Origin of the sequence: Brooklawnia propionicigenes (assembly GCF_030297015.1) — a bacterium.
Classification (GTDB): domain Bacteria; phylum Actinomycetota; class Actinomycetes; order Propionibacteriales; family Propionibacteriaceae; genus Brooklawnia; species Brooklawnia propionicigenes.
This window is the reverse complement of sequence record NZ_AP028056.1, coordinates 1,869,194-1,885,612: the sequence shown is the minus strand read 5'-3', so window position 1 is coordinate 1,885,612 and position 16,419 is coordinate 1,869,194. Positions and strand designations below refer to the sequence as shown.

The 16,419-nt window shown below is 65.9% G+C and carries 19 protein-coding genes and 1 tRNA gene; 8 read left to right on the top strand and 12 right to left on the bottom strand.

Annotation, left to right across the window (positions count from 1 at the left end; genetic code table 11):
* Positions 1-79: 79 nt before the first annotated feature.
* From QUE25_RS08560 to QUE25_RS08550, 3 genes are all read right to left on the bottom strand, one after another.
* Positions 80-847: a hypothetical protein gene (locus QUE25_RS08560; RefSeq protein WP_286264028.1), complete on the bottom strand. Its 768-nt coding sequence runs from the start codon at positions 845-847 to the stop codon at positions 80-82.
* A gap of 82 nt (positions 848-929) precedes the next feature.
* The gene (locus QUE25_RS08555) at positions 930-1,556 is read right to left on the bottom strand and encodes a GNAT family N-acetyltransferase (RefSeq protein ID WP_286268526.1); all 627 of its coding nucleotides are present in this window, start codon (positions 1,554-1,556) and stop codon (positions 930-932) included.
* Positions 1,557-1,635: 79 nt separating this feature from the next.
* A complete protein-coding gene (locus QUE25_RS08550) occupies positions 1,636-2,901 on the bottom strand; it encodes a molybdopterin molybdotransferase MoeA (RefSeq protein WP_286264026.1) in 1,266 nt (421 codons plus the stop codon).
* A 17-nt stretch (positions 2,902-2,918) separates the two neighbouring features.
* Between QUE25_RS08550 and QUE25_RS08545 the strand changes: the two genes are divergently transcribed.
* The 4 genes from QUE25_RS08545 (at position 2,919) to mscL (ending at position 5,559) form a co-directional block, all read left to right on the top strand.
* Entirely contained in the window at positions 2,919-3,557 is a 639-nt protein-coding gene (locus tag QUE25_RS08545; protein ID WP_286264024.1) for a 5-formyltetrahydrofolate cyclo-ligase, read from the top strand.
* 159 nt (positions 3,558-3,716) lie between these two features.
* Positions 3,717-4,022 (top strand): FmdB family zinc ribbon protein, encoded by a 306-nt coding sequence (locus QUE25_RS08540; protein WP_286264022.1) that lies wholly within the window; start codon positions 3,717-3,719, stop codon positions 4,020-4,022.
* A 277-nt stretch (positions 4,023-4,299) separates the two neighbouring features.
* Positions 4,300-4,917, top strand: coding sequence for an SAF domain-containing protein (locus tag QUE25_RS08535; RefSeq protein WP_286264020.1), 618 nt, complete (start codon positions 4,300-4,302; stop codon positions 4,915-4,917).
* A gap of 273 nt (positions 4,918-5,190) precedes the next feature.
* Positions 5,191-5,559 carry a large conductance mechanosensitive channel protein MscL gene (mscL, locus tag QUE25_RS08530; protein ID WP_286264017.1) on the top strand — a complete coding sequence of 123 codons (369 nt, stop codon included), beginning with the start codon at positions 5,191-5,193 and terminating at the stop codon, positions 5,557-5,559.
* Between the two features lie 178 nt (positions 5,560-5,737).
* On the opposite strand, the gene QUE25_RS08525 is transcribed toward mscL, so the two are convergent.
* Together QUE25_RS08525 and QUE25_RS08520 are read right to left on the bottom strand one after the other, a co-directional pair.
* Positions 5,738-6,634 (bottom strand): hypothetical protein, encoded by an 897-nt coding sequence (locus QUE25_RS08525; protein ID WP_286264016.1) that lies wholly within the window; start codon positions 6,632-6,634, stop codon positions 5,738-5,740.
* A gap of 13 nt (positions 6,635-6,647) precedes the next feature.
* Positions 6,648-7,025 (bottom strand): hypothetical protein, encoded by a 378-nt coding sequence (locus QUE25_RS08520; protein WP_286264014.1) that lies wholly within the window; start codon positions 7,023-7,025, stop codon positions 6,648-6,650.
* A gap of 118 nt (positions 7,026-7,143) precedes the next feature.
* Between QUE25_RS08520 and add the strand changes: the two genes are divergently transcribed.
* The gene (gene add / locus QUE25_RS08515; protein WP_286264012.1) at positions 7,144-8,154 is read left to right on the top strand and encodes an adenosine deaminase; all 1,011 of its coding nucleotides are present in this window, start codon (positions 7,144-7,146) and stop codon (positions 8,152-8,154) included.
* 102 nt (positions 8,155-8,256) lie between these two features.
* Here add and QUE25_RS08510 read toward each other — a convergent pair whose 3' ends face one another.
* The 3 genes from QUE25_RS08510 to QUE25_RS08500 form a co-directional block, all read right to left on the bottom strand.
* Positions 8,257-8,802, bottom strand: coding sequence for an NADPH-dependent FMN reductase (locus QUE25_RS08510; protein ID WP_286264011.1), 546 nt, complete (start codon positions 8,800-8,802; stop codon positions 8,257-8,259).
* A gap of 406 nt (positions 8,803-9,208) precedes the next feature.
* Positions 9,209-9,284, bottom strand: a tRNA-Arg gene (locus tag QUE25_RS08505).
* 555 nt (positions 9,285-9,839) lie between these two features.
* Positions 9,840-10,532, bottom strand: coding sequence for a metal-dependent transcriptional regulator (locus tag QUE25_RS08500; protein ID WP_286264009.1), 693 nt, complete (start codon positions 10,530-10,532; stop codon positions 9,840-9,842).
* A 90-nt stretch (positions 10,533-10,622) separates the two neighbouring features.
* Here QUE25_RS08500 and QUE25_RS08495 point away from each other — a divergent pair, with 90 nt between their 5' ends.
* On the top strand, positions 10,623-11,315 hold the full coding sequence (locus QUE25_RS08495) for an acVLRF1 family peptidyl-tRNA hydrolase (protein ID WP_286264007.1): 693 nt from the start codon (positions 10,623-10,625) through the stop codon (positions 11,313-11,315).
* A gap of 1 nt (position 11,316) precedes the next feature.
* Here the strand turns inward: QUE25_RS08495 and QUE25_RS08490 are convergent, their stop codons facing one another.
* Positions 11,317-12,339 (bottom strand): NHL repeat-containing protein, encoded by a 1,023-nt coding sequence (locus QUE25_RS08490; RefSeq protein WP_286264005.1) that lies wholly within the window; start codon positions 12,337-12,339, stop codon positions 11,317-11,319.
* 114 nt (positions 12,340-12,453) lie between these two features.
* Here QUE25_RS08490 and QUE25_RS08485 point away from each other — a divergent pair, with 114 nt between their 5' ends.
* Entirely contained in the window at positions 12,454-13,110 is a 657-nt protein-coding gene (locus tag QUE25_RS08485) for a hypothetical protein (protein WP_286264003.1), read from the top strand.
* Between the two features lie 60 nt (positions 13,111-13,170).
* Here QUE25_RS08485 and QUE25_RS08480 read toward each other — a convergent pair whose 3' ends face one another.
* A complete protein-coding gene (locus tag QUE25_RS08480) occupies positions 13,171-14,706 on the bottom strand; it encodes an NCS2 family permease (protein WP_286264001.1) in 1,536 nt (511 codons plus the stop codon).
* 44 nt (positions 14,707-14,750) lie between these two features.
* Here QUE25_RS08480 and QUE25_RS08475 point away from each other — a divergent pair, with 44 nt between their 5' ends.
* On the top strand, positions 14,751-15,059 hold the full coding sequence (locus tag QUE25_RS08475) for a hypothetical protein (protein WP_286263999.1): 309 nt from the start codon (positions 14,751-14,753) through the stop codon (positions 15,057-15,059).
* A gap of 107 nt (positions 15,060-15,166) precedes the next feature.
* Here QUE25_RS08475 and QUE25_RS08470 read toward each other — a convergent pair whose 3' ends face one another.
* Together QUE25_RS08470 and QUE25_RS08465 are read right to left on the bottom strand one after the other, a co-directional pair.
* Positions 15,167-15,931, bottom strand: coding sequence for a DUF3027 domain-containing protein (locus QUE25_RS08470; RefSeq protein WP_286263997.1), 765 nt, complete (start codon positions 15,929-15,931; stop codon positions 15,167-15,169).
* Positions 15,928-16,311, bottom strand: a complete 384-nt coding sequence (locus QUE25_RS08465) for a cold-shock protein (protein WP_286268525.1) — start codon at positions 16,309-16,311, stop codon at positions 15,928-15,930. The genes QUE25_RS08470 and QUE25_RS08465 overlap by 4 nt, the downstream gene beginning before the upstream one ends.
* Positions 16,312-16,419: the final 108 nt, after the last annotated feature.

Below are 16,419 nucleotides of genomic sequence, written 5' to 3'. Positions count from 1 at the left end.
ACGCCCGCCGGCGAGATTTCCGCACCTCGGCGACGGCCGCAAGGCCACTCGGTACCTCTGCCGAGCAGGCTCGACAGGACTACTCGCCGATCGCCGGAGGCAACTCGTCCCGAGCATCGTCGCGCCCACGGACGGGCCGCTCCGCGGTGACCGGAACACCCAGCTCGCTGGATGCAACCGGCGCGGCCAAGTCGATCGTCCGCACTGAACGCGGCAGAAGCGGCCGCGAAACGTAGGTCGTCGGCGTCACCGGGATCGGATCCCACAGCGACCCGAGGGACTCACCGATCGAGCCGGCCAGGTCGATCGAACGTTCGGTCTCGGTCTTCGGTTCAGCTTCGTCCCGGGCAGTGTGAGACGGATCGCCGATCACGATGGTCATCTCCTCGTCGCCGAACATGAGTTCCTCACGCTCGGCTTCGAGCATGCGGTCGATGGTCACCACACTGATGCGGCTGAGGATCATCCAGCCGATCAGCAGGACGACCGGTAGCACGACCCACCAGTGCGAGATCGGCAGCACGAACGGCGCCACCACACCGACCACCAGCATCGCCAGATGCACCAGCAGGCCGACCTTGCGGCGCCGCATCGCGGTATGGGAGATCTTGCGCAGATCACGCCGGGCGGCCCGCCGGGTGTGCGGGGTCGAAACCTGGGCGCCCGAATCGGTCAAGAAGCCCTGTTCCGGCTGGCCACTACGCCGAATAACGCGCATCGAGTCGGCGAACTCATCGATCGTCCGTTCGTCGATGCGGCTGCCCTGGTCGTGCTGCCCAAGGTATTGGGGCACAAGAATGATCAGCCACACGACAACGATTGCCCCGAAGATCACTCCTGTCATCACGCGACCCAAACTAGGGCCCAGTGCGCGGGCCGTCAGCCAGGCGCGCCGCGCATATCGCAGCTTTACGACCCGAGTTTGATCTTCATGGTGTGAGCCTCGGCAGCCGGCCGTCGGGCAGCAACCGGTTCAGCAGTCCGCCGGGCACCTCTTCGCGGTTGAGGGCGAAGACCCGGTGATCACGCCAATCGCCGTTGATGTGCAGAAATCGTGGACGCAGCCCCTCTTCACGGAAGCCGAGTTTGGCCACCACGCGCAGGCTGGGCGCGTTCTCCGGGCGAATGCAGATCTCGATGCGATGCAGCCGCATCACCTGCCAGCAGTAGTCGCAAGCCAACGCGACCGCAGCCGGGACGAATCCGCGTCCGGCGTGGTTGCGATCGATCCAATAGCCGATCACCCCCGAGCGCGCCGAACCGGCGAGGATGTTCGAGACGGTCAGCTGTCCGATCAGCCGCGTCCGGCCGACCTGGGTCGGGGCGCCGGGCCACCCCGGGTCGACCGCCAGCGCCCAGGGCAGCACACTGTCCGCCTTGGCCTGCGCGGTCGTGCGTCGCAACCAGGCGCGGTAGGGCATCGGCTCATAGCGCGCGTCCGGGGGCAGCGTGGCGTCCCACTCATGCGTCCACGCGTGGTTGGCCGCCCGTAGCTGGTCCCAGGCCCGTTCGTCGCGTCGGACGAGCGGACGCAGGACCACCGCGCCGACCCGGATCGCGACCGGCCAGCTGTGCTCGGACGGCAAGACCACGCCGGTCGGCCAGCCGGCAATCGGGGTATCGGACGCACCCGGTTCAGTCATCGAGAAGCCAGCAGCCCACGCGCTCGCCGAGCGAGACCGTGGGGCCCTTCTCGTCCAAGACGACCAGCGCGTCCGCGCTCACCAGGTCGCTCAGCCGTGGGTGTTCGGGATTGCCCAAGGGGACGACGACATTCTCGCCCTGCTGTTCACGCACGGCCCCCAGCCGCACCGTGACGACGCCTTCGCGTCCGTGCAGTTCGCCGCCGGTTAGGCAATTCACCGTTGCCTGGGTGACCACTGGGGCACCCATCAGCTTGCGGATCAACGGCCGCACGAAGAACTGATAGCCGATGTACGAGGCCACGGGCTCGTCGGGCAACAGCACCAGCGGGATCTCGTCCTCACCGACTACGGCGAAGCCGATGCGTCCGCCGGGTTCGAGAGCGACATCGGCGAGATCCATCAGGCCCATCGACGCCACCACCCGGCACAGCTGCGTCGATTCGGAAAGCTCGCCCGAGACCACCACGATGTCAGCGCGGATCAGCTGGTCACTGATCAGATCCTGCAGCTCACGGTCAGTACCGTTCGCATTGCCGACCCGCCACACCTGGGCACCGTCTGCCTTGATGGCCGCCGCCAGCAACGGCGACTCCACGTCCGCGCGCTGGGGATCGTCCGCGGCGACGCTGAGCACCACCACCCTCGGACGCGGTCGCGCCAGCACCCGGTCGATCCCGGCCAGGGCCAGCAGAGCGCTGCTCCGGGCGTCCAGGCGCTGTCCCGAACGCATGATCGGCACCCCCGCACGGGCCTCGGAGCCGGTCCAGCGGACATGATCGCCAGACTTCACCGGGCGCGTCACCGACAACGTGGTGCCGTTGAGCTCGGCGTCGGACTCGGCGATGACGGCATCGGCGCCGGCGGGCAACGGCTGGCCGGCGTGCACCGGGACCGCCGATCCGACCTTGAAGACCTTGTCGTCGTCACGCAGCCGCAGCTTGGCCCCGCCCGGCTCGTCGGCGCCCGACAGATCGTCGGCGCGCACCGCGAAACCTGCGACGGCCACCAGGTCATCATCGGGCAGGTTGTGGTCGGCGATGATGTCCTCACAGACCGCGGTCCCCCAGGCGTCCAGCAGGTACATGCCGAAGGCAGGCAGCGGGGTGATCAGCGACAACAGGTAGTCGCGTTCGTCGGCGACGCTGCGGCGTCCTCGCGCATCGGTGCCCGGAGGGTCGGGCAGCGTGGCGGCAGGCTCGGGCTCGACCGGCACACTGACTTCGATGGCTTCGCTGCGGCGTTTGAACAAGCGCATGGCCCTACGATAGGTGAATGCCCTCCCGACCGGACGCAGCCTCCCCCGTCCGTGACCGAATCCGCGCCGAGATCCGGCGGCAGCGAGCGGCCCGGCCTACCGAACAACAGCTGGCGGACGACCGTCTGCGCGACACCCGGGTGCTGGCGTTGGTGTCCGAACTGCTCGGTGATCAGGGACGCGATGCCATCGTGGCCTGCTATCTGTCGCGCAGTGGCGAACCGGGCACGGCGGACCTGGTCGCCGCGCTGGCCGATACGCATCGGGTGCTGGTGCCGAAGCTCACCACCTATGACAGAGGCCGGCCGCGGCGCGAACCGGACTGGACGTGGTTCGAGGGACCTGATCACCTTGTCGAGGGGGTATTGGGGATTCCCGATCCGGTCGGTCCGGGTCTGGGCTCGCGCGTGCTCGGCGAGGCGAAGATCGTGATCGCGGCGGCATTGTGCGCGGGCGGCGATGGTAGCCGGATGGGCACCGGGGGTGGCTGGTTCGACCGGGCGCTGGTGCACCGGCGTGCGGGGGTGCCGGTGATCGCGCTGCTCAACGATGACGAGATCCGAACCGTGCCGCAGGAGCCGCACGATCAGCCGGTCGATTGGCTTGTCACGCCGACGCGCACGATCCGAACCTCAGTTGCGCGGGCGGCCGATTAGCCCGGTTGCCACCGCAGATTCGCGGCAACCGGACAGCAACCACAACGGACACGGGAATGCTGCATCCGGTTCGAGGCGTTATCATTGGCAATCGGAGATGTCGAGTGCTAGCACCGTCAGGCACCCGTCCCCGAACGGACCACATCGAAAGCTGATCAGATGCCTACTTACCAGTACCGCTGCCAGGCCTGTCACAACGATCTCGAGGCCTTTCAGAAGTTCACTGATGACCCCTTGACGATCTGCCCGGATTGCGGCGGGTCGCTGCGCAAGGTCTTCAACGCGGTCGGCATCGTCTTCAAGGGTTCCGGCTTCTACGCCACGGATTCGCGCAAGGCATCCAGCGTCGCGTCCCCGGCCTCCAGCAACAGCCCGACCCCGGTCGCGGCCGAGTCGAGCACCTCGTCGGCCGCCGCGGCCTCGTCCTCGAGCGGCTCTACGGCCAAGGATTCAGCGGCCGCCTGAGGCCCGGAGTTCCGGTAGCTGCGAGCCGACGCCCGACGCCCCCGGGCCTCTCGCTCTAATCCCCGGCACCTCCGCTTTTCCGACCTGACACCGGTACTCCGGGCTGACTCAACCCCGGTACCGGCTCGACTCAAGCACTCCTGTAGTTCTCGAACCGGCACGCCTGAGCACTGGATTCACCTCTGGTGAGTTCCGTCCCCCAACTCGGGTTCACCGAGTTGTCCACAGCGGGCAGAAATCTTGACCGATTTCGTGCCCGCTTACCAATCCTTGGGATATGAATCCCACTGAACTGCTCACCCGCCTGACGCGGTTCGCCAAGTGGCACCGCCGCGGGTTGGGTGTCCTGGCAGCGACGATCTGCCTTTTCGCGAGCCTGTCCGCGCTCGCCCCCGCGCGGCCGGAGTCCAGCCCGGTTGTGGTCGCGGCTCGCGCGCTATCGGCCGGCAGCACGCTGGCCGAAGCTGATCTTCAGGTGATCCAGCTTCCGATGGAGTTGATGCCCGACCAGGCACTCCACGATCCCGCCGAGGCGATCGGACGAATACTGACCGGCAGTCTCACGCGGGGCAGCGTTGTGACCAGCGCGAACATGCTGAACGGACGCGAAACCAGCAGCGGCGATGAACGGCTGGTCCCGTTCCGGGTACCGGATGCTGCCACAGTGGCGCTCTTGCAGGTGGGCGACCGTATCACCGTGGTGGGCTCCACGATGGACGGCGGCGTGGTCGATCTCGCCACCGATGTGCGGGTCGCCGCCCTGCCGGTGTCACAGAGCAGCGGCCTGGGTGGTGGCGAATCCGGTGGGCTGGTCGTGGTTGCTGCGAACGCCGAGACCGCCGCGCGGTTGGCGGCTGCGTCCAGCCAGATGCGGATGGCCATCGTCATGCAGTGATGCCCCGGACGAGGCGTCGCCGCCCGATCGGGCGCAGGCCGGAATATGGCCATCGTCATGCAGATGCCATGGATGAGGCGTCGCCGCACGATCGGGTGCGGGCCGGAGCGTCGACTCCCTCGGCCCACGCCGAGGGGCCGATTTCTGCTCGCCGCGAACATCAAAGACCTTGAGACAACGCATTCGTGTGGTTAGGCATACCTATAGTTATTGGCGTCCAAAGCAACAGGTGACGCCGCCCCGGCGGCGCGAATCCCACTCCAAGAGGTATCTATGCAGGGCTTCAAAGATTTCATCATGCGAGGCAATCTCATCGAGTTGGCTGTCGCATTCATCATGGGCGCTGCCTTCAACAGCGTCGTTCAGTCGTTCACCAATATCGTCCTGAGCCTGATCTCTCTGGTTCTTGGTGGCCCGCCGAACTTCGATGACTGGCAGCCTGGCGGCATCCCGTTCGGGCCGTTCGTGACTCAGCTGGTCGGCTTCGTGCTGGTCGCCGCTGTCGTCTACTTCGCCCTGGTGCTGCCCGTCAACAAGCTGCGAGAGCACATGGACACAACCAAGGAAGAAGAAGCTTCGGCGGCAACTGAGGCTGAGCTTCTGACCGAGATCCGCGATCTGCTCGCGAGCAACAAGGTCTAGGCTTCACGCTTCACTGATTCGAGGGGCGCGTTCCTACGGGACGTGCCCCTCTTTCGCGCCGGTTCGGCTGTTCAAATTCGGCCGTTCAGACTCGGCCATTCAGACTCGGCCGTTCAGACCCGACTGTTCAGACCCGGCCGTTCAGATGATGTGCCGGCGCCAGGGTGGGCTCACGCGGTCAGAGGCTGCTCTCGTGGTAGTTCCCATCGGATGTGATGATCGCCAGCATCGTTCCGGTGCCCAGCAGCTCATAAATACCGTAGTAACTCACCATTTGCGGGTCGAATCCGCTGGCCGCCAAGCCGTCAGCCATCGCGCTGCGGATGTCCGCAGCGCTCAGCGCGGCCGGGTCGAACGGCTGCTGAGCGTCATAGTCGACCGTCTGCTGCCCGTAACCGTCACAGCGGAAACTCCGCACCTGGCCGGTGGCTGCGTCCTGGCCGGCACGAAGATAGCTGACCATGCAGGTGGTTCCATCGGCGAGCACCCATGGGCCTCCCTCGGCGCGGGCCGTGTCGCCGCGCGGTGACGCCGGACCGGGCAGGCTGATCTGATAGGCGCGCTGATTCGGCAGCGCCGCGGACACCTCGGCCAGCAGCCGGTCGATGCCCTCGACACTGGCCAGATCGATATCTGCGGAGGCGGGCTCGCCACCTCGCAGCGATGTCGCGGTGAGCCGGCCATCACACGTTGAGTCGGCGACCAACGCCCCGGTCGCAGCTACGAACACGGCCAGCTGGGGATCCAGGTCGCACGACTGCGCGACAGAAGCAAGCTGGGCATCCAGCGCATCGAAGTCGACCGCGTCCGGGCGGCTGGCACCGACCACCGATGGCTGGACGACGCGATCGCCGGCCCCCGATTGCGTCCACCAGATCTCGGTCCCGTCGACACGCACCGCGACCTGGATGTCGTGGGCATCCGGAGTCAGTACCAGGCGGGTGAACACGGATTGACCGGCGCCGTCGAGAATGGACTCGACCGCCCGCTGGGTCGGATGGGCCGCTGGGCCGAACGCTGTGCACCCGCACAACAGGGCTACCGCGGCAGCACCGGCGAACCCCTTCCGCGACACGCAGCCCACCTTGTCAGCCCACATTTCCGTGATGAGGTGGGCGCTCCTGCAGCAGGGCTCGATCATGGGTGCTGAGTGGCATCGAGCTGTCGCGCAGTCGTACCTCGGCGCCGACGGAGAGCTCCCCGGCGACCGCCCAGCTGGCGGTCAGCAGCTGCGCGGCACCGACAGTGCCGCGCAGGTCTGCCGGTACCGGGAAGGGCCAGGGATGTCCGGCCTGGATGGCAGCTTCCCGCACTGCGGCGATCCGGTCGGTGGTCCAGCCAGCGGCCCTGAGAGCATCAGCAATTCGGGCGGGCTGCGTGGCGTCGGCTCCCGGACGACCCGATGGCAGGGCGTCCTCGCCAGTCAGCGAACGCGCCACCAGGCCGGCCAATTCTGCTTCGCTCATGGGAAGAAACCTACCTGCACCGGCGACGAGTCCGCGCTGCCTGGTTGATGGGTCGGATTATCTGCGGGGCCCGCAGCTAACTAGACCCAACTACCTGGGTCAGTAGCAGGATGGAGCTATGGAAATCTCACCATTCGTCCTGGGTCTGCCCAAAGTCGAGTTGCATGTGCACATCGAAGGCACCCTCGAACCGGAACTGAAATTCGAGTTGGCGCAACGAAACGGGATCAAGCTCCCTTTCGATACGCCCGAGCAGGTGCGGGCGTCCTACAAGTTCGATGATCTGACCTCGTTCCTGGACGCTTACTACGACGGCATGAGCGTGTTGCAGACCGCCGAGGACTTCTACGCCCTCGCGATGGCCTACTTCCGCAAGGTGGCGCCGCAGAATCTGCGCTATGCCGAAATCTTCTTCGATCCACAGGCGCACACCTCGCGCGGCGTCCCGTTCAACACCGTGATCACGGGGCTCCGGCGGGCACAGATAGAAGCCGAGCAGCAGCTCGGCATCACGTCCGCGCTGATCATGTGCTTTCTACGCGATTTCCAGCCCGAGTACGCGATGGCAACGCTGCTGGAATCGCTGCCCTACCGCAGGTGGATCCTGGGCGTGGGCCTCGACTCGGACGAGAACGGCAACCCGCCGTCGAAGTTCGCGTCCGTGTTCGCGAGGGCGAAGGCCGAAGGCTATCTGCTGACGATGCACTGCGACGTCGATATCCCCGGCTCGATCGAGCACATCGCCACCGTGATCAAGGAGATCGGGGTGGCGCGCATCGACCACGGCACCAACATTGTCGAGGATCCGGAGCTGGTGAGGCTGATCGCAGAACGCGGCATCGGCTTGACCTCTTGCCCGATCTCGAACACCTGGGTGTCGGACGGCTCGAAGGTTGCGCTGATCAAGCAGCTGGCCGGGGAGGGCGTCAAGGTGACCGTGAACTCGGACGATCCCGCGTACTTCGGTGGTTACATCGCGGAGAACTACCAGCGGGTGGCCGACGAGGGTGATGTCTCGAACGAGTTCCTTACCCAGCTTGCGCGCAACGCCGTGGACATCTCCTGGGCTCCGGCGGTGTTGAAGGCACAGCTGCGCGGCGAGATCGACAGCTACGCAGAGTGGGCCTGATCCGCTGATCGGCAGCGTCCCCTCCTCGCGGATCGGAGGCAGGGGGCGCAGGCTGGGCATCCCGCGCAAGCCCCGGGATGCCCAGCGTCGGGCTCCCGTCCGTCAAAGCTTCTCGGCGGCCCCGATGAGCTGATTCAGCAGTCCATTGAGGTCCCCGGCACGCCGTGGACCCGGGACAACGGTGCCATCGGGAGCGAACTCGGTGAAGTTCGACAGCGACGCCTGAGCACGAACGTCGAACATCGAGAAGTTCGCGACGATCTGGCGCCACTGCTCCACGGCCCGGACGCCCTCGGCCGACCCGTACGACACGAAGCCAATTGCCTTGCCCACCCATTCGGGTCCGAGCAGGTCGACCGCGTTCTTGAATGCGCCGGGCACGCCATGGTTGTACTCGGGCGTCACGAAGACATAGGCATCGCAGGCGTCGATGGCCGCGCTCCAGCGGCGCACGTTCTCCAAGTCGTATTGCCGCTTGGCCGCGGCCGGCAGCGTGCTTGACGTCAGCAGGGGCAGATCGAACTCCTTCACGTCGATCAGCTCGAACGTGGCGTCTTCGCGCTTGGACGCCTCGTCCAACACCCATTGGCCAACGTGGATGCCCTTGCGTCCCTCTCGGATCGAACCGACGACGATCCCCACCTTCATGCTGAAACCTCCATGTGCGTGTCGATACAGCCATTCAATCGCGTGGACGAAGCACTCGCGGCAGAACTCTCCCTACGCGACGGCGCAGGATCGGGATTCGCCCCGTCACAGGAGACAAGATGGCGCACAATCCCGCCGGGCGGCGAGCCTGTGCCGCCAGTCACACATACACGCAATGGACATGTCCGCCAGATGTGTTCAAATCTGGCTGACATTTGAACACATCGGCTACCCATCTCTACGCCGGCGCGAGCGAGTCCGCTCAATCCGCCCTTCACTTGGCGGAACAGGTGCCGGAGACACGAGACCTGCTGGAAACAGCCATTCGTAGGGCCTCGCAAGGATGCCTGCCGCCGATATGGCCACCTTACTCAACCGGCAACCATCATCTGACTAGTGTTTTTATTGGCGGCCCCAGCAGGAATCGAACCTGCGACACAAGGTTTAGGAAACCTCTGCTCTATCCCCTGAGCTATGGGGCCATACCGAACGCAGCTAAGCGTAGACCCAGACGCCGACTCGGCCAACCCTTCGTCCGCAATCTGCCGCTCGCGACGGCGAGTCTCCGGGAATCGGGACGAGCGATTCGTCCCGATGGGGAGGGCCGAGACCGGCCGCAATAGGCGCCCGGCGGGCGATCAACAGCGCGTCCGGCCCCCTCGAAGATGGGCCGTCAGAGGCCGTCAGACCAAGATCATTTCTTCCTTGGCAACTTTGTCCACGGCGCCTTGCATTCAGTCCCGCATAGGTTATTGTTGGTGACGAAAGCGGTTGCCGCCGATGATTTGTCTCCTGGGGGTGGGTAGACGGCTTCGGCCTCTCGTGCGGCAGCCGCTTTCCTTATGCCCCGAAATGAGGGGACGCACCCCCTGGCCAATACCTCCCGCGAAGACCCGACCCACCGGGCGCAAAGAACAGCGCCGCAGACGGTCATCCCTGGTCCGCGGCGCTTTCGTCAGAGCCTCTTCTTATCCGGTCCCTCGGCCTTGTCAGATCCCTTTCGCCAGGCTCCCCGGCCTAGTCAGGTCCCTTGGCGATCAGTGCGCGACAGCCTCCTTGTCGGCTACCCACAGCCCGCCCGCGATCGCTTTGTCGACCCGGACCCGCCCCTCGGGGCCCCTGATCTCGACGGCTGAATGGACCTCCACCGCCGAAATCGCCACATCGGGCACCACACCGACATCCTTGAGCCCGGTCAGCGCCATCTCGTCGGCCTGGACGAACTCGCTCAGCCGCACCAGGTTGAAACTCTGCACCTCGCCGGTCACGACCTCGGCCAGCGCGACCACACCCTCCCGGAAGACCTCCGGATGAAGTTCACCTTCAAGCGATGGGATCGGACAGCCATAGGGCGACAGCTGCGGCGAGTTCAGCAGCACGGTGAGCCGCTCCTCGATGGCATCACCGAAGACATGCTCCAGCTTGCAGGCCTCCTCGTGCACGATCGAGTAGTCGAGTCCGATGATGTCCGACAACATCCGCTCGGCCAACCGGTGCTTGCGCATCACCTTGCGGGCACGCTCCCAGCCGATCTCGCTGAGCTCAATGCGCCGGTTGTCCTGCACCGTCAGCAGCCCATCGCGCTCCAGCCGGGCCACGGTCTGGCTCACGGTCGGACCCGACTGATGCAGCCGCTCGACGATCCTCGCACGTAGTGGCTCGATGCCTTCTTCGTGAAGCTCGAGGATGGTGCGCAGATACATCTCCGGGGTATCGATCAGATCGTTCATTCGGGCCCTCCTGGTTAGCTGAAAGCCTAACCGACTGCCACGCTTAGCATGGCCTAACATAACGTCTCCGCCAAGGCATAGCATGGCGCAATGAGCATGGATTTCCCAACTGCTCGCCGCGTCAGCGTCGCCACCGGAAGGTTGCCCGGCTGGATCGAGCGATTCGAATCCCGCCATGGAACCGTCACCTCAACCATTCTGCCCGGCGCGATATTCCTGCAGGCCGCCGATGACGCTCGAGCACGCCTGATCAACCGTTGGGAACCACTCGACCCGGCCACAAGCCTGCCGGACGCGCTGGCCCAGCTCGTCCGCCCGCGTCGCGTCGCGGTGCTGTTGGTGCGCAAAGCTGCCAGCGCCGTGGGCGTGGCCGACGGCGACGAGTTGATCGTCCATCGCACCTCCCGGCACTACGTGCAATCGCGGACGAAGGCCGGCGGCTGGTCGCAGCAGCGTTATGCCCGCCGCCGCGCCAATCAGACTCGCTTCGCCTACCAACAAGCCGCGGACGATGCCGCCGAAGTCCTACTGCCCCGACTCGACGGCTGTGAGGCGCTGATCACCGGTGGCGACAAGACCGCCGTGGCCGATGTGCTCGCCGATCCGCGGCTGTCCGGGTTGGCGCGGCTGCCCCACGGCGTGCCACTGCTTGCGGTACCGGACGCCCGGCTGAACGTGCTGGCGGAAGCGGTCCGACAGGCCCGCAGCATCCCGATCGACCTGGACGCCACCGCGATCGCCGACGCCGGGCCCGACCGTCCGGCCGCCGACAGCGCCGAATAGCCTAGTGACGCCGCCGGTAATGCTTCGACGGCGGCTTGCTCGTCAGGTAGGCGATTCCCCCGGCAACCACCGACACCAGCGCGGCGATAGCCAACGCACCGTACCTGCCTCGCCCGCCCCCGGACTTGCCGGCCTGGGTTTCCGAATCTGTGGGAGCAGAGGTCGTCTCGGCCTCCTCGACCGCCGTCGTCGGGGCCTCGGTGGGCTCAGCGACGGTCGCGGTGCCCGGCGGAGTCGAGGGTGCCTCACCGACATCGGCCATCGTCGTCGGCGCGGTGACCTCCAGCAGCCGGTCGTCGTTGCGGCTGCCCAGCACCAGTCCCGTGGCGTCGAGGCTTGTGGTGACGGATTCTCCTTGCGGTTGCGCGGGCGCCACCTCAGCCGCCGTCACCGCATAATCCATCATGTCGAAGGTCAGCACACTGTTATAGGTGCGCAGCACGGCAGTGGATCCGTCCGTGAAGACGCCATCGGTCACCCAATCGGGTGCGTCAGCCACCCGCTCCAGGGTCAGCTCGGCGAGCGTCCCGGGCGCTTCGACGTAGTAGAGCCCGCCCGGCGATCCCTTGGTGACGATCCAGATGTTGCCGCGCGGCGAGACCATCATGGTCATCGCGTCGTGCGCGCCGTCCGGATAGTGCAGCGTCCACTGGGTGAAGGCCGCGGATGTGCCGTAGTCCATCGAATTGAGACGGTAGACGGTGACCGCTGAGCGGGCGCCACCGACATCGCCGACGTAAAGCGCGCCGTCGAACATGGCGAGGGCCTCCACGCCGGTCGGAGCGGCAGCGTAGCTCACCTCACCTGCGGTCGATCCGTCCGGGTTGATGGCCTGCACCGCACCCGAACCGGCAGCCGTCCAATAGACATCCCTCGCCGGATCGGCGGCCAACGCGCCCGAAGCGCTCAAGCTGGGGTCGGCCAACGTAATGACATCGCCCGGACTTGCAGCGGCCGGAGCAGCCATTCCGAAGACCAGCAGCGATGCCGCAGCACAGGCCAGTGGCGGCTGAACCCTTGCCATCGGCGCTCCTGTCCATTGAGTACCCGCGACAGTCTAGCTAACCCTCAGCCCCGCCAGTACAGCAGACCGCCGTATCGCGCGCTACTGAGACTGTTCAGCGACTAACCTCATGACATGGGACGGTTGTCGCAGTTTGCGATCGGAATCACCGAACTACGTGACATGTTCGGGGCTGAACCCGAACTGGCCAGCCGGCTACGGCAGATCGCGGCTGCCGACTTCCCTGCCCCTGCCGACCCCCATGGCCGCCGCCGCAAGCTGCTGGGACGCGTCGGCCCGGCGATGAAAAGGCCCATCGATCCGCCGACGGTGCCCCATCGTCCGGCCCCGCCCGATGTCGAGGCTCTGCTGACCGCCCACGCCATCGGGCCCGAGCGGCAGGGCTACGCCTGGCAGATCGTTCTTGCCTGGCTGGGCGAGTTGAGCTGGGGACGCCTGGACCTCGACGTCGACGAACGTGAGATGTCGGATCTGGAATTCGACCTGGCCACCGCCGGACTGCCGAGCCAGTTCGCCTTGGAGAAGCTGCTGCAGGGCGACCCGCAGATCCCGCTTTTTCCCTTGCCAGGGCAGCGTTGGGGATACGCCAAACATGCCCATGTGCTCGCCACCCGGCAGGCCATCGACGAGATCGCCGACGGCCTGGACGCCAAGACCGCCGCCGCGGTGCGTCCCTTCCGGCAGTTCTTGGACGACTACCCCGCCTGGACGGACCAGGCGAAGCAGCAGGGGCGCCCGGCCCCAGATCTGGTCGTGACCTGGATGCCGTGACGCCCCTGATTCAGCCTGCCGGCCCGTTCACCGACCGGTCGTCGTCGTCTTCGCCATTGATCAGGCGAAGGCGCCGGTGATCAGGCCCTGCATGAAGTAGATCGCGAACAGCGCCGCAACGATCCACATCAGCACGTGGACCCTGGCAGCCTTGCCCTGGAAGATCTTCATCACCACGAACATGATGAAGCCCGCGCCGATACCGACGGTGATCGAGTAGGTGAACGGCATGAAGGCGATCGTGACGAACGCCGGCAGCGCGATCTCGATATCACTCCACGGGATCTCGGTGACCTGGGTCATCATCAGGAAGCCGACGACCACCAGCACCGGGGCGACGGCTTCGGAAGGCACCATGTTGACGATCGGGGTGATGAACAGCGCCACCAAGAAGCCGACGCCGGTGACGATGGACGCGATGCCCGTCCGGGCACCCTCGGCGACACCGGCGGTCGACTCGACATAGCTGGTGTTGCTGGAGACCGAGGCGGCACCGCCGGCCAGGGCGGCCAGCGAGTCGACGAGCAGGATCTCGCGCAGGTGCGGCGGCTCGCCGGCCTTGTTCAGGATGCCGCCCTCGGCACCGACCGCCACGACCGTGCCCATGGTGTCGAAGAAGTCGGCGAGCAGCAGGCTGAAGACCAGCATCGACGCGGTCAGCACGCTGGCCACCGTCACAGTGCCGTCAGTGGCGAAACCACCGAAGACGTCGACCTTGCCCAGCAGCGAAAGATCGGGGCTGGCGAACGCCTGCCAGCCCGGGAACGCCGGAACGTTCAGCGCCCAGCCGGTCGCATGGTCGGGCGAGACCGCACCGATCTTCGCAGCGGCCTCCAAGATCACGGCCAGCACCGTGCCGCCGAAGATAGCCCACAGCATGGCACCACGGACCTTACGCATGTACAGCACCGCCAGCACCACGAAGGTCGCGACGAAGACGAAGATCGGCCAGCCGACGAGCGAGCCGTTGACGCCCAACTGCACCAGGGGGCTGCCGGGGCGAACGATGCCCGCATCCGCCAGGCCGACGAACGTGATGAACAGGCCGATACCGACACTGATCGCGGTGCGAAGGCTCGGCGGCACCGCGCGGAAGACCGCCTCACGGAAGCCGGTGAGCACCAGAATGGTGACCAGGATGCCTTCGCAGACCACCAGTCCCATCGCCTGCGGCCAGGTCATCTGCGGCGCGACCACGTAGGCGAGCATCGCGTTGAGGCCAAGGCCCGTCGCGATGCCGATCGGGAAGCGTCCGACGACACCCATGAGGATCGTCATCAGCCCTGCCACCAGGGCAGTTGCTGCCGCCACCATCGCGATCGACTGGCCGACCGCGGCCGAGTCGACGATCGTCTGGGCAGCATCGGTGAATTTCGGTGCACCCGAAACCAGATTGCCGTTCTTGTCGGTTGCCGTCCCGACGATCAGCGGGTTCAGCGCGATGATGTAGGCCATAGTGAAGAAGGTCACCAAGCCGCCGCGCACCTCGCGGGAAACAGATGAGCCTCTTTGAGTGATTTCGAACCAACGGTCCAAGCCTGATTTCTGTTGATCGCCGCTGGCGATCGGAGCACCCTGTGCCGATGTGGTGGTCATAGCGTCATGCTAAACATGTGGAAACTGTCCATAAGATAGGGTCCATGACCGATAATCCGCCTGTAACAAGTCAGGAATCTGCTAAGCGTTCGCTGGAAGAACGCCTGCAACAGGCGCCGGTGAAGCCGGTTCCCGACGATGGGGTGCGGGTCTTCTCTATCGGGACGGCGTTTTTCGTCGTCGGTTACGTCGCCCTGCAACTGGCACGGGTCCGCTGGGGGGTCCCCGACTGGTGGTACACGGTCGCCCTGACCGGCATCGGGATCGGACTCATCGCGATCGGTTATTGCGCCTGGCGACGCAAGAAACGCGCCAAGGACGCAGCACACGGCATTCCTGCACCCACACCGTGATCGTTCTCCACGGCGTGCGACGGTGACCGACGCGGACGATCAGCCGAGCGATCTGGTCAGTCGAACACGACGATCAGCCGAGCGATCTGCTCCGTAGAGCAATACGGTCAGTCGAACAGCGAGTGGTCGATGCTGATGGTGTCGAAGACCGGCTCCGGCAGGCGGGCGACCCGCTCGTCCGCAACGAGATCAGAATGGCCGCCGCAGCCATGATCGATCGAGACCACCCGCGCATCGTAGGGGGAGTATTCGTTGGCGCAGGCGCCGAACAGGCGTCCGAGCGATCCTCCCAGCCGGACGAAGTAGCCGCAGGTCACGCACTGTCCGGGCGCCTGCTTGGCGGCCGGGCTGCCGGGTCCGGCGTCCGAATCCAGCCAGCGTTCGGCGGCCTCTTCGCGTCCGATCGGTGACAGGACGCGCTCCCGCCCCAGTCCGAGTTCGCTGACCACCGCGCGGGTCTGGGCCCACTCGGCCGGATCGCTGTCGGCGGCCAGCTCGCCGCCGCCGTAGCCGGGCTCCAGCCGGGGATCGTTGTCGGGGGTCGGCAGCAGCGTGCCCGGGGTGACATCACCGGGCATCAGCCGCTCGGCCCACGGCACCCACACCGGGGCCAGCAACGACTCGTCGCTGGGCAGCAGGACCACCTCGTTGACCGTGGCGTAACGGGCGCGCGAGGCACGAGTCATCGTCACCGCCCAGTGCCAGCCGTAGTAGCCGGGATGCGGGCAGTCGAACAGATGCGTCGCCTGCCGAGCACCGGCCTCGACCTTGCTGCCGAGGTAGTCGCCGACGCCGAAATCACCGGCCGCCTCGACAGCCGCGTCTCGAGCCGCGTCGAGGGAATCCGCGATTATTTGGTCTATTTCGCTCATAGCTCCAGCTCATCCGCAACGGCCCGCAGCATTCCAGCCACCTTCGCCGACTGCTGCGCGTTGGGATATCGTCCGTGCCGGTAGCCGTTGCCGAGGGCATCCAGCACCTTGATCAGATCTTCGAACATCACCGCGAGCTGCTCCGGCTTCTTGCGGGAAGCCTTCGACAGGGACGGCGGCAACTCGACCAGCTGAACCGACAGTGCCTGCTCACCTTTGCGTCCTTGAATCAAGCCGAATTCGACCTTCTGGCCGGTCTTCAGCGCAGTCACTCCCTGGGGCAGAGCGTCGGCGCGTACGTATACGTCGCCACCGCCGTCTTTGGCGATGAAGCCGAAGCCCTTGTCTGCGTCGTAGAAACGCACCTTGCCGCTGGGCACCGCAACCTCTCTCATTACTCGCATTCGGCACGGGTAGGGTAACCCGCGTCCATCACAGGATACCTGTCTGAGCAATCGGCGCGCACCCAGCTGGGGGCAGAACCAGCA